Origin of the sequence: Pseudoalteromonas sp. MB47 (assembly GCF_011319765.1) — a bacterium.
Classification (GTDB): Bacteria; Pseudomonadota; Gammaproteobacteria; order Enterobacterales; family Alteromonadaceae; genus Pseudoalteromonas; species Pseudoalteromonas simplex.
This window is the reverse complement of sequence record NZ_VFBD01000007.1, coordinates 23,920-46,523: the sequence shown is the minus strand read 5'-3', so window position 1 is coordinate 46,523 and position 22,604 is coordinate 23,920. Positions and strand designations below refer to the sequence as shown.

The window sequence follows — 22,604 nt, the reverse complement described above, 5'->3', positions numbered from 1 at the left end:
AGTCATGAAAACAGTCTGGTTAGTTGATGATGATGCCTCAATTCGCTTTGTATTGGAAAAAGCGTTGGCACGTGCAGGATTTGACACTGAAAGCTATGCAAACGCACAAGATGTGCTTAACGCATTAAAGTTTAGCCAGCCCACGGTATTGGTATCTGATGTGCGTATGCCTGGCATGGACGGCATGGCGTTACTCGAAACAATTGCCGAGCAAAATCCTGGCTTACCTGTTATTATCATGACAGCTCACTCGGATTTAGATTCGGCGGTAAATGCCTTCCAAAAAGGGGCGTTTGAGTACCTCGCCAAACCGTTTGACTTAGACGAAGCCGTGGCACTGGTAGAAAGCGCATGTCGCGCTAACTCAACGAAGAAAACTAAACGCAAACAAGCACCACAAACCAATGCGCATATCATCGGTGAAGCACCTGCAATGCAAGAGGTGTTTCGCGCGATCGGTAAATTATCAGCATCAAGTATGAGCGTGCTGATTAATGGTGAGTCAGGGACAGGTAAAGAGCTAGTTGCAAGCGCCCTGCATAACCACAGCCCACGCAAAGAAAACCAATTTATAGCTCTGAATATGGCTGCCATTCCTAAAGAATTAGTTGAGTCAGAGTTATTTGGCCACGAAAAAGGCGCATTTACTGGAGCCGACAGCATTCGTAAAGGCCGTTTTGAACAAGCGAATGGCGGCACCTTATTTTTAGATGAAATTGGTGATATGCCACTCGACGTTCAAACACGTTTATTACGCGTGTTAGCCGATGGTGAGTTTTACCGCGTGGGCGGCCATCAAAGTATTAAAGTTGATGTACGTATTATTGCTGCAACGCACCAAAACCTCGAAGACTTGGTAAAACAAGGTAAGTTTCGTGACGACTTATTCCACCGCTTAAACGTAGTGCGTTTACGCTTACCCGCGCTGCGTGAGCGTACGGAAGATATTGAACGACTAGCACAACACTTTTTACATAAAAGTGCCAAAGAGCTGCAAGTTGACAGCAAAATTTTAAGCCCAAAAGCCACTGAGCAACTACGCCTATTTAACTGGCCAGGTAACGTGCGCCAATTAGAAAACACCTGCCGTTGGTTAACCGTTATGGCGCCGGGTGAACTTATTAGTGAACAAGATTTACCACCTGAAATCGTCGCAGTTACACCAATCGAGCAAGAAGGCGACTGGCTAGATGCATTTCAACAATGGCTTAACCTTGAACTTAAACAAGGTAAAGAGAATATTTGGCCTGCCATTCAAGCACAACTCGAGACTCGCTTGATTAAAACTGCTCTTGCCAACTGTGCTGGGCACAAGCAAGAAGCCGCAGTGAAGATCGGCTGGGGTCGTAATACATTGACCCGCAAGCTAAAAGAGCGCAATATTAGCTAATTTCGCGCAACCCAATGTGAGTCAATGAATTTAATCGAGCACATTCCACTAATTAAACAAATGGAAATTATTAACAGATTACCATTTTTTAGAGAGTTCACATTAAGCGAACGACAAGTGTTATTAGAGTCATTTAGCCATTTATATTTGGTCAAGCAGGGCCGCGCTGTTTTCAAACAATACGATACTGATAAGCGGCTTTATATTGTGCTAAGCGGCTCACTGATGGTATTCAAACAAAGCCATCTTCTTGAACTTGGCACGATTGAGCCTGGCGAATTTATCGGTGAAGGTGCTTTTATCAATAACCGCGAGCACAGTACGAGTGCGCGCGCAAAAGTTGATACCATTTTGTTAGCTATCACCCCTGAAGCACTTACCCGCTTGCCGAATGTGATCCGCGAGAAAATTAAAGATCGCATAATCGAAGGTATGAGTGAACGTATTACTAAGTTAAGCACTTACCTTGAGTCACGTAGCTAGTCCATATACACAATTTGAAATGAGCAATTTAACCAACTTGGGCTATTAACGCGAGCCGTGTAACGGTAAGTGTCTGATGGTTTCATACCAAAAGGGGTACTCACTTCTGGCGTTAAATGGCTGTAACTTTGCGAATAGTTTTTATAATAAATGACTAGGTGGCCGTATAAGTATTCCCAATCAAGAGTAACTTTACTACCGCCAGCAAGAGTAAAGTGAGCTTGCTTATCACTGAATGTAACAACAAGATCATTATACTTGTCTTCAACACATCCTGTGGTGAGTACACGAGCCGGCATAGTAAAATTAGTGGTAGTATTTTTAGCTTTTAAATAAAAGCCAATATTGCCATGATTGTAAAAGTGGTTGGCATCTGTGGTGTATTTGATTTCAACTTCATAACCCAATCCTTGCATAATTTCAGCAAGTTGCTCAGTTTCATGAGTGAGGATTTTATCACTCGATAACATTAAGGTTGCATCCGCAAACTCTCTTGGCACTGGGAGCTGAGTGTATTCATAGGGTAAGCTTTGCTTATTTAATGCTTGCTCTAATGATTGCAACTGCGACTGATCAAGATTTTCTGTGTATACGTAGACTGTAGCTTGCTGACAACCAGCCAAAATTAAAAATATGGCTGCCGAAATTATCCTTTTCATATTCTTTCTCACTTTAGATTACAAATGTAGTCTAAAGTGAGAAAAACAATAAATCAATTAATTAAGATGTTTTTTTAGCCAACTATTAACACTTTGACGGGTATATAAAATATCTTTAAATAAACGGTGAGTTTGATGCTGAAGCAGTTTTTCTTTATTTGTTTCCCCTGAACTCAGCTGGCTATGGTTATCATTAAAACGCGAAATTAACGCAAAACCTTGTTCTGACTTTTCAGGCTGAGATTTAATTGTTTGCGTTAACAAAGCTCGCACATCATCTGCAGCAAGCAATGACGAATCTTGCAAACCCATTAACTCTTTTCTTAGCGCTGATCTTACGCCCATTACAACTTCTCCTGAACGAATAAAAAATGAAACGGACATGCATTTAGCAATTTGTACACCAATTCCGAACGCGCGCAGTGTACCCAGTAAATACTGCAGTTTTTTTACTGTTTATAAAAATGTCAGATTTTTTATTGCTGTAAATTTTAACCGCCTGAAGAGCTTAAAAATTTAATCTTGGTTCAATTGAGTGCTAGGCTTTATAATGGCTGCGATTGAATTAAGAGAGACCAACATGAACGAAGATTTCATCGAAATTGAACTAGAAGAAGAGCCAATAGAGTTATGCAACTTGTTAAAAGTGCTCGACCTAGTCGAAACTGGTGGCCAAGCAAAAGCCTTAATTGGTGAAGGTTATGTTGGGGTTAACTATGAAATTTGTACAATAAAACGGAAAAAATTATACAGTGGTGACGTGTTGGCTTTCGATGGTGAGTTGTTCCAACTTACTTTAAGCGAAGATGCAACACCGAATCCTCGCCCACCGGAACCTGTACAAAAAGCACAACCACAAAGCACTGAAGAAGCGCCAAAAAAATCGAAGCGTAAACGTACTAAAAAACCAAAAGTAGACGAAAAAACCGGTCGCCGCCCTATCTCTTTTGGTTAACTAGAGCTTGCTTAGTTAGCATAAATCACCTTTAATTGAACCAGATAATAACAACAATAAAAGGTGATTTATGAATCCTCCAGCTTGGCTCAAGCCACTTGCTTGGGCAGCCCTTGTTTGGAATCTTTTAGGTGTCATTGCGTTTATAATGCAACTGTTGATCACACCCGAAATGATTAACCAACTCCCCGAAGCACAACAAGCCGCATACCGCGACATACCGCTCTGGTCAACGGCTGCCTTTGCGATAGCCGTGTTTGCAGCAAGCTTCGCGAGCATCTTATTACTGGTAAAAAAAGCCCTTGCGCGCGAGTTATTTTTAATCTCGTTTATCGCCGTATTAGTCCAGCAATATTATAATTTTGTGGTGATAGATAGCCTTGCTATGTTTGGTACTAGCGCATTAGCAATGCCATTGTGCGTGATCGTTATTGGTTTACTATTATTGTTTATTAGCCATAAAGGTAAACAACAAAACTGGCTTAACTAAAAACACTTATTTCTGAGGGTAGTTTAAAGTGACTACCCTTTTTATCTGCCCCCTTCCCTTGAAATAAATCACATCAGCAGCAACTATATTAGGTAGCATATTTTTTCATCAGCTAGATGAATTTCTCAGCTGGTATTAAGTTTGCAATAACACTGTGTCTATTTCGAAAAGGAAACAACAAAGCAAGCCAAATTGCTTGCTCAAACCACAGGGGCAAATAATGAATAACAGTTTTGATACCCAAAAGCAGCTTACGATTAATGGTGAGCAATATCATATTCACTCTTTACAAGGTTTAGGCGACAAAGCAAAACGTCTACCATTCTCTCTAAAAATCTTACTTGAAAACCTGTTGCGCAATGAAGATGGCGTTAATATTAAAAAGCAAGATATCGATGCCTTATTAAACTGGGCCCCTCAAGCGAAACCATCAGCAGAAGTCGCATTTACGCCTGCTCGCGTTGTAATGCAAGATTTTACCGGCGTACCCGCCATTGTCGATTTAGCCGCGATGCGTGATGCCATGGAAAAACTTGGCGGCGACCCTGCGAAGATTAATCCGCTGTCGCCTGCTGAGCTTGTTATTGACCACTCAGTACAAGTTGACGGCTACGGTGAAGATGGTTCATTCGACTTAAATGCAAAACTTGAATATGAGCGTAACAAAGAGCGTTACGAATTTTTACGCTGGGGGCAAACTGCCTTCGATAACTTGAAAGTCGTGCCACCAGCAACCGGCATCGTACACCAAGTTAATTTAGAATATTTAGCCCGCGTGGTATTTAACGATAGTAAAAATGGTAAATCACTCGCCTACCCAGATACCCTAGTCGGAACCGATTCGCACACCACCATGATCAATGGTCTTGGGGTACTAGGCTGGGGTGTCGGTGGTATTGAAGCCGAAGCCGCAATGCTTGGTCAACCGATTAGCTTACTCATTCCACAAGTGGTTGGCTTTAAGCTCAATGGTCGCCTGCCAGAAGGCACAACTGCAACCGACCTTGTACTAACCGTGACAGAAATGCTGCGTAAGCATGGCGTAGTAGGTAAATTTGTTGAGTTTTATGGTGATGGTCTTGCTGATTTACCGCTTGCAGACCGTGCAACTATTGCAAACATGGCGCCTGAGTATGGTGCAACCTGCGGTATTTTCCCAATTGATGATGAAACCATCAACTACCTACGTTTAACTAACCGCGATGACAAACAACTTAAACTCATCGAGGACTATGCTAAGCACCAAGGTTTATGGCGTAACCCTGGCGATGAAGCTCATTATACCGACACACTAGAGTTATCACTTGACGATGTTGTGCCAAGCCTTGCTGGACCTAAGCGCCCGCAAGATAGAATTGCCCTTGATAAAGCAGGTAGCATCATTGGTGAGCATTTAAAATGCTTTCAAGAAGAACGTATGCAACATCGCGATAAAAGCGATGTTCAAGAAGCGCGCATTGAAGACGAGGGCCCAACCACTAACCCTGATGAGCCAGTAAACGAAGCACAGTTTATGGGCGCAGCTAAGGTTAACTTTAAAGGCGAAGAGTTTGAGCTTAATGATGGTGCTTGTGTCATTGCTGCAATTACAAGTTGTACAAACACGTCAAACCCAAGTGTTATTTTAGCTGCTGGCCTAGTGGCTAAAAAAGCCAAACAATTAGGATTAAAGGTTAAGCCATGGGTTAAAACCTCACTTGCTCCTGGCTCACAAGTTGTGACTGATTACTTGAAAAAAGCCGACTTAATGGATGATTTAGATTCGTTAGGCTTTAACCTTGTCGGTTATGGTTGTACAACCTGTATCGGTAACTCAGGGCCTTTAGCTGATGAAATCAGTGAAGCTATTCAAAAGCATAAACTAGTTGTAAGCTCTATTTTATCGGGTAACCGTAACTTTGAAGGCCGTATTCACCAAGATGTGAAAATGAACTTTTTAGCGTCACCACCGCTTGTGGTTGCATACGCAATTGCGGGTCGTACAGATATAGACGTGTATAACGAGCCGCTTGCGCAAGACCCTAATGGTAATGACATTTATCTAAAAAATATCTGGCCAAGTGTTAGTGAGGTAAACGAACTCGTCCGCGAGACCGTGACCAAAGAAATGTTCGCATCAAGCTATGGCAATGTGTATAAAGGTGATGATCGTTGGCAGAAAATTCAAATTCCTGATGGCAAACTTTATGATTGGGATGATGCGTCAACCTACATCAAAAAAGCGCCATTCTTTGATGGTATGGAGATTGAGCCTCCTGGTATTCCGAGCATTAGTGGTGCGCGCTGTTTAGCAAAATTAGGTGACTCAGTTACCACTGACCACATTTCGCCAGCAGGTGCGATTAAAGCAGATGCCCCAGCAGGTCTTTACTTGCAAGAGCACGGTGTGCAAAAAGCGCAATTTAACTCGTATGGTTCGCGTCGTGGTAACCACGAAGTGATGATGCGCGGTACCTTTGCTAATGTGCGTTTACGTAATCTATTAGCACCGGGTACCGAAGGTGGTGTGACCCGTATGCAACCAAGTGATGAGCTCGCCAGTATTTATGATGCAGCGATGCAATATCAGCAAGATGGTACGCCACTGATTATTTTAGCGGGCGCGGAATATGGCACAGGCTCATCACGCGACTGGGCTGCTAAAGGTTCACTTTTACTTGGTGTTAAAGCCGTTATTGCACAAAGTTATGAGCGTATTCACCGTTCAAATCTGATTGGTATGGGTGTTTTACCCCTACAATTTAAAGAAGGTGAGAGCTATGAGTCACTCGGTTTAACCGGCCAAGAGTCGTTCGATTTTGAAGGCTTATACGACAAAACCAATGAAGTCAGTGTGATTGCCACTAACAGCGAAGGCAAACAAATTAGCTTTAGTGTTGATGTACGTATAGATACCCCGAAAGAATGGGACTACTACAAACATGGCGGTATTTTACAGTATGTTCTGCGTAATATGCTGGCTGAGCAGTAATTGCTTTTAAGTTAACTAAGGGGCTGAATTTTCAGCCCCTTTTTTGTTTAGAACACCAGTAATACCAATCCGCAATAATACTTAATCATTTTGAGGGATTAAACCTGTCGCTACCTGCGTTAAAAATTTCTGATTTAGAACAAACTAAATAACGAAATTTTTGCCTTGTTATCAACGAGGTTTTATTGCCTCAAAATAGACCACTTAATTAAGCGAATTGGTATAAATTACAGTTTAGAGCAACACACTTATTTACAAAAAATGAAAAGCGCATAAAAACCAGCGCGTTAAAATTAGACAAATAACCGACACTTGCTTGATTTAGAACAATCCTCTTAATGACAACAGTACCTACACTTTAATTAAGGCTAAAGTGAGGTGCTTGTATGACTGAACAAACCATCATTCGAATCTTAAAAACCTTTATTATTTTAGGTATTTGTCTAATCATTTTGGGGCATTCTTTATTAGCCGGCAATTACTTAAGTGATAGCATGGGTATACATGGCATTATGATAAGCGCAGCGTGTATTGCTGTTGGTGTGCTGTTCTCGTTACCCACCAAAATTTATCTCACTATTTTACTGATGAAAATGGAAAGCGATCTCACAGCTCAAAACAAACAAAGCTAATTCCCACCTTGCTCTTTGAGCTGCTGCTCAAGTTGCTTGTTACGTTGCTCCATAAGCTGTTTTACTTGCTCAGCATCTTGCATCATCTTTTGTACATTTTTAGGGTCGTATATCCCAAGCGCTGAAGGTACTTCGTCAGTTTTAACTGTTGCAGCTTGCTTTTCATCAGCTTGAAAAGTCTCTGCAGGTAACACAGTTATATCGTTCGGATCCAAAGTTACTGTAGTACTAACGTAATTAGGGTGAGGGGTATCAGCATAGTGCCACTGACCATGTTCATCTTGCCATTTATACACGACGACAGGTGCATCCGCGTTTTTGCTAAAGCTCAACGTCTCAGTGAGCTTTTTTGCTTGGCTGGTCAGTGTATCGGCACCTTGCGAAGCAAAATCACTCACATCACCACTTACTTTTTCTGCGTAACGCTCGAACATGCTCAGCTCTAGGTAAGGTTTACCGTCTGGCTTTTTAATGTAAAACAGCAGGGCAACACTGGTCAGTAGCAACATAACCGCAAGATAACAAAAACGCTTAATCATTCCATTTACCGATTATTGGTAGTTACTCTCAATCTTAGCAAATTCACCGGATGATTTAAGATTTTTCATAAATTCGTTAAATTGCTCGCTCATATGCTTACCTTTTTCATTGTATGTAAACTGTAATTGCATCGGCGCTCTACCCACACTGTAATCACTTACCGTGAATTTCTTAAAGACATGATTTCTTGAGGCATACCACTGCAATGTGTTTTTTGAGATGACGGCAACACGTTGATTTTGCTGCATATCGACTAAAGCATTCAACATATCTATTTCAGAGTAAAAATCTTCACGATGCAACTTGCCAGCTGCAAACAATGCTTCAAATTGCGGGTAAGTGTAACCAAAGCGAGCCATCAACACATAGCCGCCGAGCTCATCAATCGCTGGAATATGACAACCTCTGGGCATAACTAAAATATCTTCAACAATCGCAATACTATCACTCCAATAATATTGATTATCTCCACGATACCATTGCTCAGACTCTAAACGAACGTCAACCTGACCCTCATCAAGTAAATGCTGCGAACGCACTTCTGGTACCAGCATGTACTGAAGATCATAATTATATTTTTCGGCAAAGCGGCTTAATAGGTCAGCGACTAGGCCTTTTTGACCGCTATCAACAAAATGATAAGGTGGGTAATCCGTGTCATACAACGCAACACGTAAAGTTTCTGCTCGCACTAAAGGCGTAATTAATAGCAATAATAAAAAAACAACGGCACGACTCATAATTTTCTCTCATAAAATTGAGCCAGGGATTGTATATAAATAGCACAAAAAAAGCGCAGGCTAAGCTGCGCTTTGAGAAAATTCTGATAGGAATTTAGGATTAGATACCGTCACCATCAATATGTAAGCCACATTCACGGTTTAAACCGAAGAAACGCGTTTCTTCTTCTGTCATGCCAGGCTCAAGTTTACGGGTGGTGTGAACATCACCCATAGACACATAACCTTGCTCCCAAAGCGGGTGATACGGCAAATCATGCTTAGTTAGATACTGATAAATATCGCGGTTATTCCACTCGATAAGTGGGTACACTTTCACTGTGCCACGGCTAATTTCAACAATTTGCTTATCAGCACGGCTTGATGACTGATCACGGCGCAAACCACTAAACCAGGTGCCTGCTTCCAGCTCGTTTAAAGCGCGAGTCATTGGCTCAACTTTATTCAGTTGATTGTATTGCTTAATACCTTCTTCACCTTGCTCCCAAAGTTTACCAAACTTTGCTTCTTGCCACGCTGGGCTAAGCTGTGCTTTATAAACTTTCAGATTAAGCGAAAGTCGCTCCGTCATTTGTTCAATGAACTGATAAGTCTCAGGGAACAAATAGCCCGTGTCAGTCAGTACCACAGGAATATCTGGCTGCTTTGATGTCACTAAGTGCAACATCACAGCCGCTTGAATACCAAAGCTAGACGACAAAAAGTGCGTGCTTGGTAAGTTTTCAAGTGCCCACGCAACACGCTCTTCTGCGCTTTTATCAGTCAGAAGACCATTAATATCAGCCAGCATGGCTGTTTGGTCTTCTTTGCTCATCGTTAAGATGTCTTTAAATTCACTCATGGTTAATTCCAAACCTTAAAGCGGTGTCGCTTATAAAATTATGCGTGAAAATCGGTTACTGAAACTTTAACTTCAGCAACAATGCCTTTGCGAATTACAAAATCACCAAAACACTCGCCTTCATTACGCTCACTTGCCCATTGGCCAATTAGCTTATCGAATGCGTCTAGGTATACGTCTTCGCCGACATTTTCTAAATACAATTTTGGAATACGCGTGCCTTCGCGGTTACCGCCTAAGTACACGTTGTATTTACCCGGACCTTTACCAACCAGACCCGCTTCTGCCAACATGGCGCGGCCACAGCCATTCGGACAACCCACGACACGCATAATGATGTTGTCATCGCTAATGCCGTGCTTAGCTAATAGCGCTTCTGTTTTCTCAATTAAGCTTGGTAAATAACGCTCTGCCTCAGCCATCGCTAGCGGACAGGTTGGTAATGCCACACACGCCATTGAGTTTTTACGCTGCTCTGTATGGCTGTCATCAATTAAGCCATGGTTGCGAGCAATTTCTTCGATTACCGCTTTTTGATCAGCCGGAACACCTGCGATGATCAAGTTTTGGTTTGCAGTCATGCGGAAATCACCTTGGTGAATTTCAGCAATTTTACGACAGCCTGTTTTAAGTGGTTGGTTTGGGTAATCTAAAATACGGCCACTTTGGATAAACAGCGTTAAGTGGTGCTTACCATCAATACCTTCAACCCAACCGATACGGTCACCACGGTGAGTGAACTCATACGGGCGGCTCTGCTGAAATTGAACACCGGCACGTTTTTCAACTTCAGCTTTAAATACATCAGAACCTACACGGTCTAGTGTGTATTTAGTTTTCGCATTTTTACGATTTGAGCGGTTACCCCAATCACGCTGTACAGACACCACGTGCTCAGCAATTTTTAACGTGTGCTCAAGTGGAATGAAACCAAAGTCATCTGCTTTACGAGGATACGTTGCTGTATCACCGTGAGTCATCGCAAGACCACCACCCACTAACACGTTAAAACCAACTAACTTGCCGTTTTCTGCAATTGCCACGAAGTTTAAGTCGTTCGCATGCACATCCACTTCATTGTTCGGTGGAATTGTCACTGTGGTTTTAAACTTACGCGGTAAGTAAGTTGAACCTAAAATTGGCTCTTCAGTGGTTTCACTCTTTTCACCATTTAGCCAAATTTCAGCGTATGCTTTGGTTTTTGGTAATAGGTGCTCAGAGATCTTCGCTGCCCACTCGTACGCTTCTTGGTGAAGCTCAGATTCAACTGGGTTCGTTGTACATAATACGTTTCGGTTTACATCGCCCGCCGTTGCAATTGAGTCAATGCCCACGCTATTGAGCATTTGATGCATGCCTTTAATATTTGGCTTAAGTACACCATGGAACTGGAACGTTTGACGCGTGGTTAAACGAATACTGCCATAGCTGGTTTTCTCTTCAGCAAACTTATCAATCGCTAACCATTGCTCTGGCTTGATGATACCGCCAGGCATACGAGCACGTAACATTACGTTATGTAACGGCTCTAATTTTTGTTTAGCGCGCTCAGGGCGAATATCACGGTCATCTTGCTGGTACATGCCGTGGAAACGGATCAGTTGGAAGTTATCAGCAGTGAAACCACCGGTGATCTCGTCTTTTAAGTCTTGCTCAATGGTGCCACGTAAAAAGTTACTTTCTCTTTTCAAACGCTCGTTATCAGAAAGCTTTACGTTTTTGTCTTGTTCGCTCATGGTATTTCCTAAATTTGTTACAGTGACGGCTGTTAGCTTTAACGTGATTAGTACACGTCTTTCTGATAGCGATTTGCGCTACGTAAATCTTTTAAATATTGCTCAGCTTGTTCATCATCTTTGCCGCTATTTTCTTTGATAATGTCTACAAGCGCCTGATGAACATCTTTCGCCATACGGTTTGCATCACCACAGATATAGAAATGAGCACCCGCTTCTAACCAAGCAAATACTTCTTGGCTGTTTTTACGAAGTTTGTCTTGAACATATACTTTTTCCGCTTGGTCACGGCTAAACGCCACATCCACTTTAGTCAGTAAACCTGACTTCAAGTAACCTTGAATTTCTACTTGATATAAAAAGTCTTGGGTAAAGTGTGGGTTACCAAAGAATAACCAGTTTTTACCGCTTGCTTCACGGGCATCACGCTCTTGTAAAAACGCACGGAAAGGTGCAATACCCGTACCCGGACCTACCATGATAATTGGCGTTTCATCGTTAGCCGGTAAACGGAAGTTATCGTTATGCTCGCTGAATACTTTTACTTTGCAGCCTTCCTCAGCACGACGTGCTAAATAGCCAGAACAACCACCTAAGTGCTCGCTGCCGAATGCATCAAACTCAACCAGACCCACCGTTAAGTGAACTTCTTCTTCAACTTCTGCTTGGCTAGATGCAATCGAATATAAACGTGCTTGTAGTTTACGTAAGCAGTCTACTAAGGTTTGTGCTTCAAGCTGAGCTGGGTTTTGACGAATAATATCGAAGATTTGGCGAGGCTCAATGTACTCACGCATTGCCGCTTTATCTTCAACTAACTTTAATAAATCAGGGTTGCCCGTTGCTGTTGCATATTTTTCAACAAAGCCAGGGTATGACTGAGTTAATTCTAATTTTTCGATTAATGCATCACGAATACTTAGTTCTTCGTCGCCGAGTTTAACCGTACTAGATGCATCGATTTGTGTAAGCGTAAGTACTTCATCAACAAGCGCTTCGTCATTTAAGAAGTAAACGCCTAGCGAATCACCCGGTGTATAGGTGATGTCTGAACCTTCTAATGAAATTTCAACATGACGCACATCTTTGGTTGAATCACGACCGGTAATTTTTTGCACAACGCTTAGCTCTGCAGCAAATGGGTTTTGCTTGGTGTATTGGCTTTCTGCTGGTGCCGCGGCACCAAATGGCATCGCCACAACTTGACCACCACTTGCTTGCTGCTGCGCTTTAAGATCAGGTTCAAACGCATCAAGTGCACCGTCAATCCACTTAGCAGCTTCATCATCGTAATCAACATCTAAGTCAGCACGCTGGAAAATAGTTTCTGCGCCAAGCTTGTTAAAACGCTCTTCAAAATCTTTTGCTGTTTGGCAGAAGAACTCGTAGCTTGAATCACCTAAGCCGATCACAGCCACTTTAACACCATCTAGTTTTGGTGCTTTTTTAGTCGTTAAGAATTCATGCAGACTTTCAGCGTCTTCTGGTGGTTCACCCTCACCGTAAGTTGAAACAACAACCGTGATGAACTTTTCTTTTTTCAGGGCAGTTGGTTTGTAGTCAGCCATGTTTACTAACTTAACCGTTAGACCGCGCGACTCTGCTTGCTCTTTTAACTTACTTGCCACGCCTTTTGCGTTACCCGTTTGAGAGCCGTATAAAATAGTTAGCGGCTGTGCATCACCTGCAGCTGGAGCGGCTGCAACACCACCGGTTAATGCACCTGCGTTGGCATTTGCAGCTAAGTAACCACTTACCCACGCTTGCTGAATTGGATTAAGTTCAGCCACTAAGCCTTGCAGCTTTTGTACTTGCTCTTGCGATAGCGGGCTCGCCGCTGCATTTAGTTGACTTAACAACATGAATTTATTCCTCGTAACCCTGAAAAGTTAACTGCGAAACGAACTTGCTACTGTCATTTCGCGAACAATTTTTTCGACTTTAAAGACCTAATAAAAACGCTTTAAAGGTTTATCTGAGCGTGAAGAATAACGAGGTCTGAGGCGATTAAAAAAGAATAGAATCTGCTTTGATATTCCATTTAGTTATTAATTTAGTATTTATCCAAAAAAAACATGTTAAAAGCAAAAATTCCCAAATAAGAAACTTTTGTTAATTAACATTATTGCAACATAAGACAATTAGCCTATACTCGCTGTGTTCATTTTAAGAACAGCAATAACTATTAAAAAATATGAAAAGGAAAATACAATGTCACACGGGACATGTAAAAAATATATGCTAGCCAGTGGCTTGCTGTGCCTAGCGAGTTCAGCATTGGCAAATGTTAATAACGCCAGCTTCGAAAGCTGGTCAGCAAACACCCCTGCAAGCTGGAGCACCATAGATAGCGGTATTAGCCTTAGCGCTAATAGTAATGTGGTTTACTCAGGTAGTTACTCAGCGCAAGTCGTGGTTAATACTGGCACGCAAAGTAATACCGATTTACAGCAGCTAGTTGATGTAGTGGCGGGTGAAACTTATGAGTTTTCAGCTTGGGTTTACCATACAGAAGGCGGCGTAAAAGCTCGCTTAGTGGTTGATGGCTATCAAGGCTATTCTAATTCAGCATTAACTAATCAATGGCAACAAATCAGTTATCAGTACACAGCCTCTGCTACCACATCAATTAATGTTGGCCTGCGCTTTTACGACGTAACTGGTTTTGATGGCAGCGAAGTAGTTTATGTAGATAACTTTGCACCAAGCACTGGCGCAACCCCACCACCTTCGGGCAGCTGCGCCTATAACCAAGTGTCTTTAACCCTCACTACCGATAACTATGGAGAAGAAACCAGCTGGCAAATCACCAATAGCCAAGGTAGTGCAGTAGCATCAGGCGGCAGCTATGCAGCAAATACTCAGTACAGTGAGCAAGCATGTTTAACGGATGGTGACTATAGCTTTACTATTTTTGATAGTTATGGTGATGGCATATGCTGCTCATTCGGCAATGGCAGTTACAGCCTTTCATTAGGTCAAACAGTACTTGCCAGTGGTGCAAGCTTCCAAAGCTCAGAAGCAACGCCGTTTAGCCTAGGCGATAGCTCAGGCGGCGGTGACGGTGGTGGTACAACCCCAACAGAGCCATCGGGATACTATGTTACAACGCAAGGCCTTAGTGGTTATGCACTAAAAACAGAGTTATACAACATCATTAAAGATCACAACTCACAAGGCTATTCTGCGATTTGGAGCTTTTACGATGTTGCTTCACGCGATAAGTATTTTGAAAACGACAACTCTATTTTAGATCGTTATTCAGAAAACCCTGCAGGCCAAGACAGCTACAACTATGTTGCTGTGAGCGACCAATGTGGGACATACAACAGCGAAGCAGACTGCTACAACCGTGAGCATTCTTTCCCGAAAAGTTGGTTTGGTGGAACAATTGAGCCAATGAATTCAGACGTACATCATATTTTTGCCACTGACGGTTATGTCAATTCAAAACGCAGTAACTACCCATTTGGTGAAGTAGCTAGTGCAAACTATACCTCTAGTAACGGCAGCAAAGTAGGTAGTGCAGCCAGCTCATTAAATTACTCAGGAACGGTTTTTGAACCAATTGATGAATTTAAAGGTGACTTTGCAAGAGCGTACTTCTATATGGCAACACGCTATGAAAACGTGATTGGCTCATGGCAAAACAACACAACCTACAGTAACGCTGTACTGAATGGTTCATCTAATCAGGTCTTTGAGAGCTGGGTCGTTACTATGTTATTAAAGTGGCATAACGAGGATCCCGTTAGCCAATTAGAGCTTGACCGTAACCAAGCCGCTTATGAACATCAAGGTAACCGCAACCCATTTGTGGATCACCCAGAATTTGTAGAAATGATTTGGTAACTTCGTTAAGCCAAGGCGCTTAGTTTCGGCTAAGTGCCTTTTTTCAGTCAAGCATAATGACTTTGTTTTCGTGAATTAACTCTGATACATAGCGTTTTTCTAAATGCCACGGATGACGCTTCCAGCCCTGAAAACCAAAACCTGCTATATGCACTTTTGAAAACAATTTAAGGTAGTGAACAATCGCTAAAGTTCCTGAACTTGGGCAATATGGCTTATGTATTGTTGGCCCTAACGTTAATAGATACTCAAGGACTGATTGGCGAAATTGCTGGGTTAACCTTTCTTGCTGCAAGCCTGTGCCATAGTGCTTAAACAAAGCGTCACCATGATCAAGTCGGCCATGACGACGGATCAGTTTGAATAGTTGCTGCATGAATAAGTTTGGCGCAGGATCAGTGACCATAATCTTGTTAAGTCCTTCAAGCGGCATAACAAGTGGCTCTTCAAGTAAACTTTGCGCCTGCCTCCCTCGCCCCAATAACCATAGATCTGTGCAACGCTTACCTAGGTGCGCAGGCATTGCTGCACAGCGATTAAAACGCACAACAGATGGACAATTATCGACCTGCTCAGCAAGCTCGGTATTTATTGGGCCATTACCTATAATAATTATCTGTGGCTGCTCATGCATGATGCAGAAACTCCGTTTCAATCCTTAAAACAGTATTATTTCACCCCACCTTTGTGACCTAATAATGACAGCTCATAATAATTCTAACGAATGTGAAAAGCGCTTATGCGCAACAAGTAAATTATTACCGACTTGAGATTGGGCACTATAGCCAAGAAACTGTAACACCTGCTTTAACAGTGCTTGATGCTGCTGTTGTTTTGAATGGTTTACTACTTCTAATACCTCCAGCATGGCCAGTGCATAGCTAGAGCCTGATTGGAGTGATTGCCAAATACGCGTTTGTATTTCAATAACTTGATAAATTGAAGTTTTATAAGTATTAATCTGCAAACTTAATAGATAGTTTTCTAATGGATTCATTGTAGCGCCCTTTTAAAAACGCCACTTTAAAAGCTCAAGTTAGGTTGAGGTAAAGTGTTTTTTTATTAGTTTTTACTCCACTTATTCATTATTTCTTTAAATAATCTAGCATCCTTGTCTTCACAAGGTCTGGGCGAACCGCTTGGCACTCCAGATTTACCAAACACCGAATTAAAATCGATGCCATAACACATACCATTTAGCACCTCGATGCGCTTGCTGCCATCACCACTCTGCCAAACGACTTTTGCCTTATCTGATACTGTTAATTGCACAGGTACAGAAATCCTGCCTACAGACGAATTATTATTTGCGGCGTTCACCTGACCAAATAGCGATGCATTAGAAGAGTCATTTTCAAACTTAAGCTCTGGAATTGGCGCATACGGGTTGAGCTTTTTAAAGGGTACTTCGGTTGTTTTTGAGTGTTCAGGTGCCTGATCAGGCTTTTCGACCTCAGTTGTCACTTCTTGGGATTCACTAACTGAGTATTCAACAACCCTATCATCGCTTTTCTGCTTAGGACTGCTATGAGGGGTTTCCTTTCTTAGCGGCAAAGCCTTCGCTTCATCAACTGTTTCTGGCGGCTGATCCGATAAAGGTTTGTCTTGAGTCTTCTGCATACTTGGTAGCTTTGTTAAATCGACACTCACATACGCGTTGATTACCTTGGGCGGTTCTGCGACGGCGGGAAGTTTCACAGACTTTCCATATCGAGCTAGTAACAACAAAAGCACAGTATGTAGCGATATCGAGATGATCCATGCTTTGTAATTCCCTTTTAACACCCAAGCGCCTCATTTTTATTTTTAAGAGTGTCAGATGAGTGAAATAGTTCATCAGAAAATGGCGGTAAGCGGTATTTTAAAAACAAAAAGCCCCAGCAGATGCCGGGGCTTTTTAGTAAGGAAACTTAATTAAAAATTAAGCTTTCTTTGGACGCTCAACAACGTCTACTAAAGTCCAAGACTTAGTCTTAGAAATAGGAGCGCACTCAGAAATAGTAACTACGTCACCAGTTTGAGCTGTGTTGTTTTCGTCATGTACGTGTAGTTTAGTCGTACGTTTGATGAATTTTCCATATACTGGATGCTTCACGTAACGTGCGATAGCAACAGTGAAAGATTTATCCATCTTGTCGCTGATTACACGGCCTTGAAGAGTACGGATTTTATCGCTCATTATTGACCTGCCTTCTGGTTAATAACTGTTTTTACACGCGCGATATCGCGACGTACTGTTCTTAGCGTGTGTGTCTGAGCTAACTGACCAGTGCTTGCTTGCATGCGCAGGTTGAACTGCTCACGAAGAAGTCCTAGAAGTTCAGCATTTAGCTCTTCTACGCTTTTGTCTTTTAGTTCGCTAGCTTTCATTACATCACCGTCCGAGTTACGAAAGTTGTTGTGAATGGTAATTTACGCGCTGCAAGGTTAAATGCTTCACGAGCAAGCTCTTCAGAAACACCTTCCATTTCGTAAAGTACTTTACCAGGTTGAATTTCAGCAACCCAATATTCAACAGAACCTTTACCTTTACCCATACGAACTTCTAATGGTTTGTTCGTAATTGGCTTATCTGGGAATACACGAATCCAGATTTTACCTTGACGCTTTACGTGACGTGTCATAGCACGACGAGCTGCTTCGATTTGACGAGCAGTCATACGGCCACGGCCAGTAGCTTTCAAACCGAAAGTACCGAAGCTTACTTTGTTACCGTTTTGCGCTAAACCGCGGTTGCGGCCTTTGTGCATTTTACGGAATTTTGTACGTTTTGGCTGTAACATTACTCGCTACCTCTACTTAGCACTTTTTTTGGCTTTCTTTGGCGCGCGTTTAGCTGGCTTCTCTTGCTCTTGTACTAGTGGTAAACCACCAATAACTTCGCCTTTGAAGATCCAAACTTTAACACCAATGATACCATAAGTGGTTAAGGCTTCAGAAGTTGCGTAGTCGATATCAGCACGAAGAGTATGTAGAGGTACACGACCTTCACGATACCATTCTGAACGTGCGATCTCAGCACCGCCAAGACGACCGCTAACTTCAACTTTGATACCCTTTGCACCAATGCGCATTGCATTTTGTACCGAACGCTTCATAGCGCGACGGAACATAACACGACGCTCTAGCTGTGACGCAATACCGTCAGCTACTAGTTGTGCATCAAGTTCAGGCTTACGAACTTCAGCGATATTAATCTGAGCCGGAACACCTGCAATCTTAGTTACTGCTTGACGTAGTTTTTCAACGTCTTCGCCTTTTTTACCGATAACAACACCAGGACGAGCTGTGTGAATTGTTACACGGATAGATTTAGCTGGACGCTCGATAACGATTTTAGACACAGAAGCCGCTTTTAATTCCTTAGTAAGGAATGCACGTACTTTGTGATCGCCAAAAAGCTGATCAGAGAAATCTTTTGAATTCGCGTACCAGGTAGAAACCCAAGGTTTAGAGATACCTAGGCGAATACCAGTAGGATGAACTTTTTGTCCCATTACTTATACTCCTAGCTATCTGAAACCACAACAGTGATGTGGCTTGTACGCTTAAGGATGCGGTCAGCGCGTCCTTTAGCACGTGGCATAATACGCTTCATTGTAGGACCATCGTCCACAAAGATCGTAGTTACACGAAGCTCATCAATGTCAGCACCTTCGTTATGCTCTGCGTTAGCAATAGCAGACTCAAGTACTTTCTTAACTAATACAGCCGCTTTTTTAGGGCTGTACGCCAGGATTTCTAGAGCGCGATCAACCGGAAGTCCGCGGATCTGATCTGCAACTAGACGTGCTTTTTGCGCCGAACCAGAGGCGAATTTATGTTTAGCTAATGCTTGCATTTATCATTCCCCTCTTAACGTTTCTTCGCTTTCTTATCCGCAGCGTGACCGCGGTAAGTACGAGTTGGTGCAAATTCACCTAGTTTGTGACCGATCATTTCGTCTGTGATGAACACAGGAACGTGCTGACGACCATTATGGACAGCGATGGTCAATCCGATCATGTTAGGTATGATCATTGAACGACGGCTCCAAGTTTTAATTGGCTTCTTGTCACCGCTTTCCAACGCTTTCTCTACCTTCTTCAGCAAGTGTAGGTCAATAAAAGGACCTTTCTTGAGAGAACGTGGCATGGCTATTCCTCAACTATTATTTAGTACGACGACGTACGATAAATTTATCTGTACGCTTGTTCTTACGTGTCTTAGCACCTTTAGTCGGTTTACCCCATGGAGACACAGGATGACGACCACCAGATGTACGACCTTCACCACCACCGTGCGGGTGATCTACCGGGTTCATGGCAACACCACGAACTGTCGGACGGATACCACGCCAGCGATTTGCACCAGCTTTACCTAGTGAACGAAGCATATGCTCAGCATTACCTACTTCACCAAGTGTTGCGCGACAGTCAGCTGGAACTTTACGAACTTCGCCAGAACGAAGACGTAGAGTTACGTATTGACCTTCACGAGCAAGGATTTGAACGTATGCACCAGCAGAACGTGCGATTTGCGCGCCTTTACCTGGTTTTAATTCTACGTTGTGAACAGTCGAACCTACAGGCATGTTACGCATTGGTAACGTGTTACCAGCCTTGATTGGTGCATCAATACCAGATTGGATTGAATCACCAGCTTTTAAGCCTTTAGGTGCAATAATGTAACGACGCTCACCGTCTGCATATAATACAAGAGCGATGTTTGCGCTACGGTTTGGATCATACTCTAGACGCTCAACAACAGCTGGAATGCCATCTTTAGTGCGTTTAAAGTCGATTACACGGTAATGATGCTTATGACCACCACCGATGTGACGAACCGTGATACGACCTTTGTTATTACGACCACCAGACTTAGAGTTTTTCTCTAGTAGTGGTGCGTAAGGTTTACCCTTATGTAGATCTGGGTTAACCACTTTAACCAGGTGACGACGACCCGCAGAAGTTGGTTTACACTTTTGAAGTGCCATAATTCTAACTCCCCTTATTACTCGGCGCCGCCGACAAAGTCTAGCTCGCTACCTTCTTTAAGAGTAACGTAAGCTTTCTTCCAGTCTGAACGACGACCGAAACGCATGCCAGTACGTTTTGTTTTACCCTTAACGTTTAGTGTGCGAACACCAGTTACTTCTACTTCAAAAAGCTTTTCTGCTGCAGCTTTGATTTCAGCTTTAGTTGCATCAGAAGCTACTTTGAAAACAATCGTGTTGTTCTCTTCAGCAGCGATAGTGCTTTTCTCAGAGATGTGTGGAGCAAGGATCACTTTTAAAAGACGTTCTTCACGGATCATGCTAGCGCCTCCTCAAGTTGCTTAACAGCAGCAGCTGTAATAAGTACCTTATCGAAAGCGATTAGGCTTACAGGATCGATACCAGCTACATCACGCGTGTCAACCTTGTATAGGTTACGTGCCGATAAGAAAAGATTCTCATCTACTTCTTCAGTCACGATTAGAACATCTTTAAGCTCAAGTTCTTTAAGCTTAGCAACTAGTTCTTTAGTTTTTGGTGCTTCAAGACCAAACTGTTCAACAACGATTAAACGCTCTTGACGAACTAATTCAGATAAGATGCTTTTGATCGCACCGCGGTACATTTTACGGTTTACTTTTTGGCTGTGATCTTGTGGTTTAGCTGCGAAGCTAACGCCACCTGAACGCCAAATTGGGCTACGAATTGTACCAGCACGTGCACGGCCAGTACCTTTTTGAGACCATGGTTTTTTACCACCACCGCTTACTTCAGAACGTGTCTTCTGAGCACGAGTACCTTGACGAGCACCTGCTGCGTAAGCAACAACTACTTGGTGTACTAATGCTTCGTTAAACTCACGTCCAAAAGTAGCTTCAGAAACTTCAAGAGCGCCAGAAGCGTCTTTAATTGCTAATTCCATCACTAAATCTCCAGGACTTATGCTTTAACAGCTGGTTTAACGATAACGTCACCGCCGATAGCGCCAGGTACTGCACCTTTAACTAAAAGCAAGTTACGCTCAGCGTCAACGCGAACTAGTTCTAAGTTTTGAGTCGTTACACGCTCAGCACCCATGTGACCGGCCATTTTCTTACCTTTAAACACCTTACCAGGTGATTGGTTTTGACCGATTGAACCAGGAGCACGGTGAGATAGAGAGTTACCGTGAGTAGCGTCTTGCATGCTGAAGTTCCAGCGCTTAACACCACCTTGGAAACCTTTACCTTTAGAAGTACCGGTTACGTCAACTTTGTTGATTTCGTTGAATAACTCAACAGTAAGCTCAGCGCCTACTTCAAAATCGCCTTCACCACCATTTAGGCGGAATTCCCACAGACCGCGACCCGCTTCAACACCAGCTTTAGCGAAGTGACCCGCTGCTGCTTTGTTTACACGGCTTGCTTTTTTAGTGCCTGCGGTTACTTGAAGCGCGTTATAACCGTCAGTTGCTTCAGATTTGATCTGAGCAATGCGGTTAGGTGTCGCTTCGATAACTGTCACAGGGATAGATACACCATCTTCAGTGAAGATACGTGTCATACCCACTTTACGACCGACTAGACCTAATGCCATTTTCCTAAAACCTCTCTAATCTTCCGATTAACCCAGGCTGATTTGAACATCAACACCAGCAGCAAGATCTAAACGCATAAGAGCGTCAACAGTCTTGTCAGTTGGTTCTACGATGTCGATCAGACGTTTATGGGTGCGGATTTCGTACTGATCACGCGCGTCTTTGTTAACGTGCGGTGAAGTTAGTACAGTAAAACGTTCAAAGCGTGTAGGTAGTGGGATTGGACCACGTACTTGAGCGCCAGTGCGTTTCGCAGTTTCCACGATTTCCGCCGTTGATTGGTCAATCAAACGGTGGTCAAAAGCTTTTAGGCGAATACGAATGCGTTGATTTGACATTCTTAAACCTCAATATAAAGAGCATTTAAAAAGAGCATAAAAAAACGACCGAAACAATCTTAATAACTAAGATGTCGGCTGCTTTCTTATATCTACGATGAATTCCAAATCGGAATTCCTGTTTATTAGCTTGAAATCCAAGCTTAATCTTTCCTTCCAAGTTCCCGAGGGAATTTTGAAAGCCTGCGTATTATAGATAGATTGGTGATAAATGCAACAACTATTTTGAAAATCTCAAAGGTCTAAATTAAATTTTGTTTAATTTTCGAACTTTATCAATAACATTAGCGTCTTTAAATTATACTTGTGCGAGTAAAGAGGCTAGAAAATCGCTTTTAAATGGTCAGTCCAGTTAATAATTGTTATTCTATGCCGCTTATTTTTGACCAGACTCGGTCTATTTAATATCTACTAATAACTTTGGTG

28 protein-coding genes are annotated in these 22,604 nt (G+C 42.6%); 7 read left to right on the top strand and 21 right to left on the bottom strand.

Annotated elements, in window-relative coordinates:
* The first annotated feature begins 4 nt into the window (after positions 1–4).
* A complete protein-coding gene (gene ntrC, locus IMPJCBKJ_RS04015) occupies positions 5–1,390 on the top strand; it encodes a nitrogen regulation protein NR(I) (RefSeq protein ID WP_054552388.1) in 1,386 nt (461 codons plus the stop codon).
* A 24-nt stretch (positions 1,391–1,414) separates the two neighbouring features.
* Entirely contained in the window at positions 1,415–1,873 is a 459-nt protein-coding gene (locus IMPJCBKJ_RS04010) for a cyclic nucleotide-binding domain-containing protein (protein WP_138599054.1), read from the top strand.
* Here the strand turns inward: IMPJCBKJ_RS04010 and IMPJCBKJ_RS04005 are convergent.
* On the bottom strand, positions 1,870–2,532 hold the full coding sequence (locus IMPJCBKJ_RS04005) for a hypothetical protein (protein WP_054552386.1): 663 nt from the start codon (positions 2,530–2,532) through the stop codon (positions 1,870–1,872). The two genes, IMPJCBKJ_RS04010 and IMPJCBKJ_RS04005, sit on opposite strands and share 4 nt — an antisense overlap.
* A 57-nt stretch (positions 2,533–2,589) precedes the next feature.
* Positions 2,590–2,877, bottom strand: coding sequence for a hypothetical protein (locus IMPJCBKJ_RS04000; RefSeq protein WP_062566674.1), 288 nt, complete (start codon positions 2,875–2,877; stop codon positions 2,590–2,592).
* A gap of 235 nt (positions 2,878–3,112) precedes the next feature.
* On the opposite strand from IMPJCBKJ_RS04000, the gene IMPJCBKJ_RS03995 reads away from it, so the two are divergent.
* From IMPJCBKJ_RS03995 to IMPJCBKJ_RS03980, 4 genes are all read left to right on the top strand, one after another.
* A complete protein-coding gene (locus tag IMPJCBKJ_RS03995; protein ID WP_138599152.1) occupies positions 3,113–3,487 on the top strand; it encodes an RNA-binding S4 domain-containing protein in 375 nt (124 codons plus the stop codon).
* Positions 3,488–3,557: 70 nt separating this feature from the next.
* Positions 3,558–3,977, top strand: a complete 420-nt coding sequence (locus IMPJCBKJ_RS03990) for a hypothetical protein (protein WP_054552384.1) — start codon at positions 3,558–3,560, stop codon at positions 3,975–3,977.
* Between the two features lie 220 nt (positions 3,978–4,197).
* On the top strand, positions 4,198–6,948 hold the full coding sequence (acnA, locus tag IMPJCBKJ_RS03985; RefSeq protein WP_166338915.1) for an aconitate hydratase AcnA: 2,751 nt from the start codon (positions 4,198–4,200) through the stop codon (positions 6,946–6,948).
* A gap of 386 nt (positions 6,949–7,334) precedes the next feature.
* Positions 7,335–7,580 (top strand): hypothetical protein, encoded by a 246-nt coding sequence (locus IMPJCBKJ_RS03980; RefSeq protein ID WP_054552382.1) that lies wholly within the window; start codon positions 7,335–7,337, stop codon positions 7,578–7,580.
* Here the strand turns inward: IMPJCBKJ_RS03980 and IMPJCBKJ_RS03975 are convergent.
* The 5 genes from IMPJCBKJ_RS03975 to IMPJCBKJ_RS03955 all read right to left on the bottom strand — a co-directional run bounded on the left by IMPJCBKJ_RS03975 (position 7,577) and on the right by IMPJCBKJ_RS03955 (position 13,299).
* Positions 7,577–8,119 (bottom strand): DUF4124 domain-containing protein, encoded by a 543-nt coding sequence (locus IMPJCBKJ_RS03975; protein WP_166338913.1) that lies wholly within the window; start codon positions 8,117–8,119, stop codon positions 7,577–7,579. The two genes, IMPJCBKJ_RS03980 and IMPJCBKJ_RS03975, sit on opposite strands and share 4 nt — an antisense overlap.
* A 12-nt stretch (positions 8,120–8,131) precedes the next feature.
* Positions 8,132–8,860, bottom strand: coding sequence for a transporter substrate-binding domain-containing protein (locus tag IMPJCBKJ_RS03970; protein WP_054552380.1), 729 nt, complete (start codon positions 8,858–8,860; stop codon positions 8,132–8,134).
* Positions 8,861–8,960: 100 nt separating this feature from the next.
* Entirely contained in the window at positions 8,961–9,701 is a 741-nt protein-coding gene (locus tag IMPJCBKJ_RS03965) for a phosphoadenylyl-sulfate reductase (RefSeq protein ID WP_166338911.1), read from the bottom strand.
* Between the two features lie 38 nt (positions 9,702–9,739).
* The gene (gene cysI / locus IMPJCBKJ_RS03960; protein ID WP_138599061.1) at positions 9,740–11,437 is read right to left on the bottom strand and encodes an assimilatory sulfite reductase (NADPH) hemoprotein subunit; all 1,698 of its coding nucleotides are present in this window, start codon (positions 11,435–11,437) and stop codon (positions 9,740–9,742) included.
* Positions 11,438–11,484: 47 nt separating this feature from the next.
* Complete coding sequence (locus IMPJCBKJ_RS03955) at positions 11,485–13,299, bottom strand: assimilatory sulfite reductase (NADPH) flavoprotein subunit (RefSeq protein WP_166338909.1); 1,815 nt, start codon at positions 13,297–13,299, stop codon at positions 11,485–11,487.
* Positions 13,300–13,648: 349 nt separating this feature from the next.
* On the opposite strand from IMPJCBKJ_RS03955, the gene IMPJCBKJ_RS03950 reads away from it, so the two are divergent.
* The gene (locus IMPJCBKJ_RS03950; RefSeq protein WP_166338907.1) at positions 13,649–15,289 is read left to right on the top strand and encodes an endonuclease; all 1,641 of its coding nucleotides are present in this window, start codon (positions 13,649–13,651) and stop codon (positions 15,287–15,289) included.
* Between the two features lie 43 nt (positions 15,290–15,332).
* On the opposite strand, the gene IMPJCBKJ_RS03945 is transcribed toward IMPJCBKJ_RS03950, so the two are convergent.
* The 14 genes from IMPJCBKJ_RS03945 to rpsJ form a co-directional block, all read right to left on the bottom strand.
* Positions 15,333–15,923, bottom strand: coding sequence for a hypothetical protein (locus IMPJCBKJ_RS03945; protein WP_166338905.1), 591 nt, complete (start codon positions 15,921–15,923; stop codon positions 15,333–15,335).
* 72 nt (positions 15,924–15,995) lie between these two features.
* Entirely contained in the window at positions 15,996–16,286 is a 291-nt protein-coding gene (locus IMPJCBKJ_RS03940; protein ID WP_166338903.1) for a hypothetical protein, read from the bottom strand.
* 65 nt (positions 16,287–16,351) lie between these two features.
* Positions 16,352–16,987, bottom strand: coding sequence for a hypothetical protein (locus tag IMPJCBKJ_RS03935; RefSeq protein ID WP_166338901.1), 636 nt, complete (start codon positions 16,985–16,987; stop codon positions 16,352–16,354).
* Positions 16,988–17,210: 223 nt separating this feature from the next.
* Positions 17,211–17,468 (bottom strand): 30S ribosomal protein S17, encoded by a 258-nt coding sequence (gene rpsQ / locus IMPJCBKJ_RS03930; protein WP_054552372.1) that lies wholly within the window; start codon positions 17,466–17,468, stop codon positions 17,211–17,213.
* A complete protein-coding gene (rpmC, locus tag IMPJCBKJ_RS03925; protein ID WP_054552371.1) occupies positions 17,468–17,659 on the bottom strand; it encodes a 50S ribosomal protein L29 in 192 nt (63 codons plus the stop codon). The genes rpsQ and rpmC overlap by 1 nt, the downstream gene beginning before the upstream one ends.
* Positions 17,659–18,072 (bottom strand): 50S ribosomal protein L16, encoded by a 414-nt coding sequence (rplP, locus tag IMPJCBKJ_RS03920; protein ID WP_036974208.1) that lies wholly within the window; start codon positions 18,070–18,072, stop codon positions 17,659–17,661. The genes rpmC and rplP overlap by 1 nt, the downstream gene beginning before the upstream one ends.
* A 12-nt stretch (positions 18,073–18,084) precedes the next feature.
* A complete protein-coding gene (rpsC, locus tag IMPJCBKJ_RS03915) occupies positions 18,085–18,786 on the bottom strand; it encodes a 30S ribosomal protein S3 (protein WP_166338899.1) in 702 nt (233 codons plus the stop codon).
* A gap of 11 nt (positions 18,787–18,797) precedes the next feature.
* Positions 18,798–19,130 (bottom strand): 50S ribosomal protein L22, encoded by a 333-nt coding sequence (gene rplV, locus IMPJCBKJ_RS03910; RefSeq protein ID WP_004588690.1) that lies wholly within the window; start codon positions 19,128–19,130, stop codon positions 18,798–18,800.
* A 14-nt stretch (positions 19,131–19,144) separates the two neighbouring features.
* Positions 19,145–19,423 carry a 30S ribosomal protein S19 gene (gene rpsS, locus IMPJCBKJ_RS03905; protein ID WP_010376377.1) on the bottom strand — a complete coding sequence of 93 codons (279 nt, stop codon included), beginning with the start codon at positions 19,421–19,423 and terminating at the stop codon, positions 19,145–19,147.
* Positions 19,424–19,439: 16 nt separating this feature from the next.
* Positions 19,440–20,264 (bottom strand): 50S ribosomal protein L2, encoded by an 825-nt coding sequence (gene rplB / locus IMPJCBKJ_RS03900; protein ID WP_054552369.1) that lies wholly within the window; start codon positions 20,262–20,264, stop codon positions 19,440–19,442.
* Positions 20,265–20,281: 17 nt separating this feature from the next.
* The gene (gene rplW / locus IMPJCBKJ_RS03895; RefSeq protein ID WP_054552368.1) at positions 20,282–20,584 is read right to left on the bottom strand and encodes a 50S ribosomal protein L23; all 303 of its coding nucleotides are present in this window, start codon (positions 20,582–20,584) and stop codon (positions 20,282–20,284) included.
* Positions 20,581–21,186, bottom strand: coding sequence for a 50S ribosomal protein L4 (gene rplD, locus IMPJCBKJ_RS03890; RefSeq protein WP_062568199.1), 606 nt, complete (start codon positions 21,184–21,186; stop codon positions 20,581–20,583). The genes rplW and rplD overlap by 4 nt, the downstream gene beginning before the upstream one ends.
* Before the next feature lie 17 nt (positions 21,187–21,203).
* Positions 21,204–21,839, bottom strand: coding sequence for a 50S ribosomal protein L3 (rplC, locus tag IMPJCBKJ_RS03885; RefSeq protein WP_036974218.1), 636 nt, complete (start codon positions 21,837–21,839; stop codon positions 21,204–21,206).
* A 27-nt stretch (positions 21,840–21,866) separates the two neighbouring features.
* Positions 21,867–22,178 carry a 30S ribosomal protein S10 gene (gene rpsJ, locus IMPJCBKJ_RS03880; protein ID WP_002957900.1) on the bottom strand — a complete coding sequence of 104 codons (312 nt, stop codon included), beginning with the start codon at positions 22,176–22,178 and terminating at the stop codon, positions 21,867–21,869.
* Positions 22,179–22,604 lie beyond the last annotated feature (426 nt).

Excerpts from the sequence above, each read along its gene's own strand:
- rplW (WP_054552368.1), bottom strand. The coding sequence starts at position 20,584 with ATGATCCGTGAAGAACGTCTTTTAAAAGTGATCCTTGCTCCACACATC.
- IMPJCBKJ_RS03965 (WP_166338911.1), bottom strand. The coding sequence starts at position 9,701 with ATGAGTGAATTTAAAGACATCTTAACGATGAGCAAAGAAGACCAAACA.
- rplD (WP_062568199.1), bottom strand. The coding sequence starts at position 21,186 with ATGGAATTAGCAATTAAAGACGCTTCTGGCGCTCTTGAAGTTTCTGAA.
- rplP (WP_036974208.1), bottom strand. The coding sequence starts at position 18,072 with ATGTTACAGCCAAAACGTACAAAATTCCGTAAAATGCACAAAGGCCGC.
- acnA (WP_166338915.1), top strand. The coding sequence starts at position 4,198 with ATGAATAACAGTTTTGATACCCAAAAGCAGCTTACGATTAATGGTGAG.
- IMPJCBKJ_RS04000 (WP_062566674.1), bottom strand. The coding sequence starts at position 2,877 with ATGGGCGTAAGATCAGCGCTAAGAAAAGAGTTAATGGGTTTGCAAGAT.
- ntrC (WP_054552388.1), top strand. The coding sequence starts at position 5 with ATGAAAACAGTCTGGTTAGTTGATGATGATGCCTCAATTCGCTTTGTA.
- IMPJCBKJ_RS03990 (WP_054552384.1), top strand. The coding sequence starts at position 3,558 with ATGAATCCTCCAGCTTGGCTCAAGCCACTTGCTTGGGCAGCCCTTGTT.
- IMPJCBKJ_RS03995 (WP_138599152.1), top strand. The coding sequence starts at position 3,113 with ATGAACGAAGATTTCATCGAAATTGAACTAGAAGAAGAGCCAATAGAG.
- IMPJCBKJ_RS03940 (WP_166338903.1), bottom strand. The coding sequence starts at position 16,286 with ATGAATCCATTAGAAAACTATCTATTAAGTTTGCAGATTAATACTTAT.
- IMPJCBKJ_RS03945 (WP_166338905.1), bottom strand. The coding sequence starts at position 15,923 with ATGCATGAGCAGCCACAGATAATTATTATAGGTAATGGCCCAATAAAT.
- rpsC (WP_166338899.1), bottom strand. The coding sequence starts at position 18,786 with ATGGGACAAAAAGTTCATCCTACTGGTATTCGCCTAGGTATCTCTAAA.
- IMPJCBKJ_RS03955 (WP_166338909.1), bottom strand. The coding sequence starts at position 13,299 with ATGTTGTTAAGTCAACTAAATGCAGCGGCGAGCCCGCTATCGCAAGAG.
- IMPJCBKJ_RS03970 (WP_054552380.1), bottom strand. The coding sequence starts at position 8,860 with ATGAGTCGTGCCGTTGTTTTTTTATTATTGCTATTAATTACGCCTTTA.
- IMPJCBKJ_RS03980 (WP_054552382.1), top strand. The coding sequence starts at position 7,335 with ATGACTGAACAAACCATCATTCGAATCTTAAAAACCTTTATTATTTTA.
- rplV (WP_004588690.1), bottom strand. The coding sequence starts at position 19,130 with ATGCAAGCATTAGCTAAACATAAATTCGCCTCTGGTTCGGCGCAAAAA.
- rpsS (WP_010376377.1), bottom strand. The coding sequence starts at position 19,423 with ATGCCACGTTCTCTCAAGAAAGGTCCTTTTATTGACCTACACTTGCTG.
- IMPJCBKJ_RS03950 (WP_166338907.1), top strand. The coding sequence starts at position 13,649 with ATGTCACACGGGACATGTAAAAAATATATGCTAGCCAGTGGCTTGCTG.
- IMPJCBKJ_RS03975 (WP_166338913.1), bottom strand. The coding sequence starts at position 8,119 with ATGATTAAGCGTTTTTGTTATCTTGCGGTTATGTTGCTACTGACCAGT.
- rpsQ (WP_054552372.1), bottom strand. The coding sequence starts at position 17,468 with ATGAGCGATAAAATCCGTACTCTTCAAGGCCGTGTAATCAGCGACAAG.
- cysI (WP_138599061.1), bottom strand. The coding sequence starts at position 11,437 with ATGAGCGAACAAGACAAAAACGTAAAGCTTTCTGATAACGAGCGTTTG.
- rplB (WP_054552369.1), bottom strand. The coding sequence starts at position 20,264 with ATGGCACTTCAAAAGTGTAAACCAACTTCTGCGGGTCGTCGTCACCTG.
- IMPJCBKJ_RS04010 (WP_138599054.1), top strand. The coding sequence starts at position 1,415 with ATGAATTTAATCGAGCACATTCCACTAATTAAACAAATGGAAATTATT.
- rpmC (WP_054552371.1), bottom strand. The coding sequence starts at position 17,659 with ATGAAAGCTAGCGAACTAAAAGACAAAAGCGTAGAAGAGCTAAATGCT.
- IMPJCBKJ_RS04005 (WP_054552386.1), bottom strand. The coding sequence starts at position 2,532 with ATGAAAAGGATAATTTCGGCAGCCATATTTTTAATTTTGGCTGGTTGT.
- rplC (WP_036974218.1), bottom strand. The coding sequence starts at position 21,839 with ATGGCATTAGGTCTAGTCGGTCGTAAAGTGGGTATGACACGTATCTTC.
- rpsJ (WP_002957900.1), bottom strand. The coding sequence starts at position 22,178 with ATGTCAAATCAACGCATTCGTATTCGCCTAAAAGCTTTTGACCACCGT.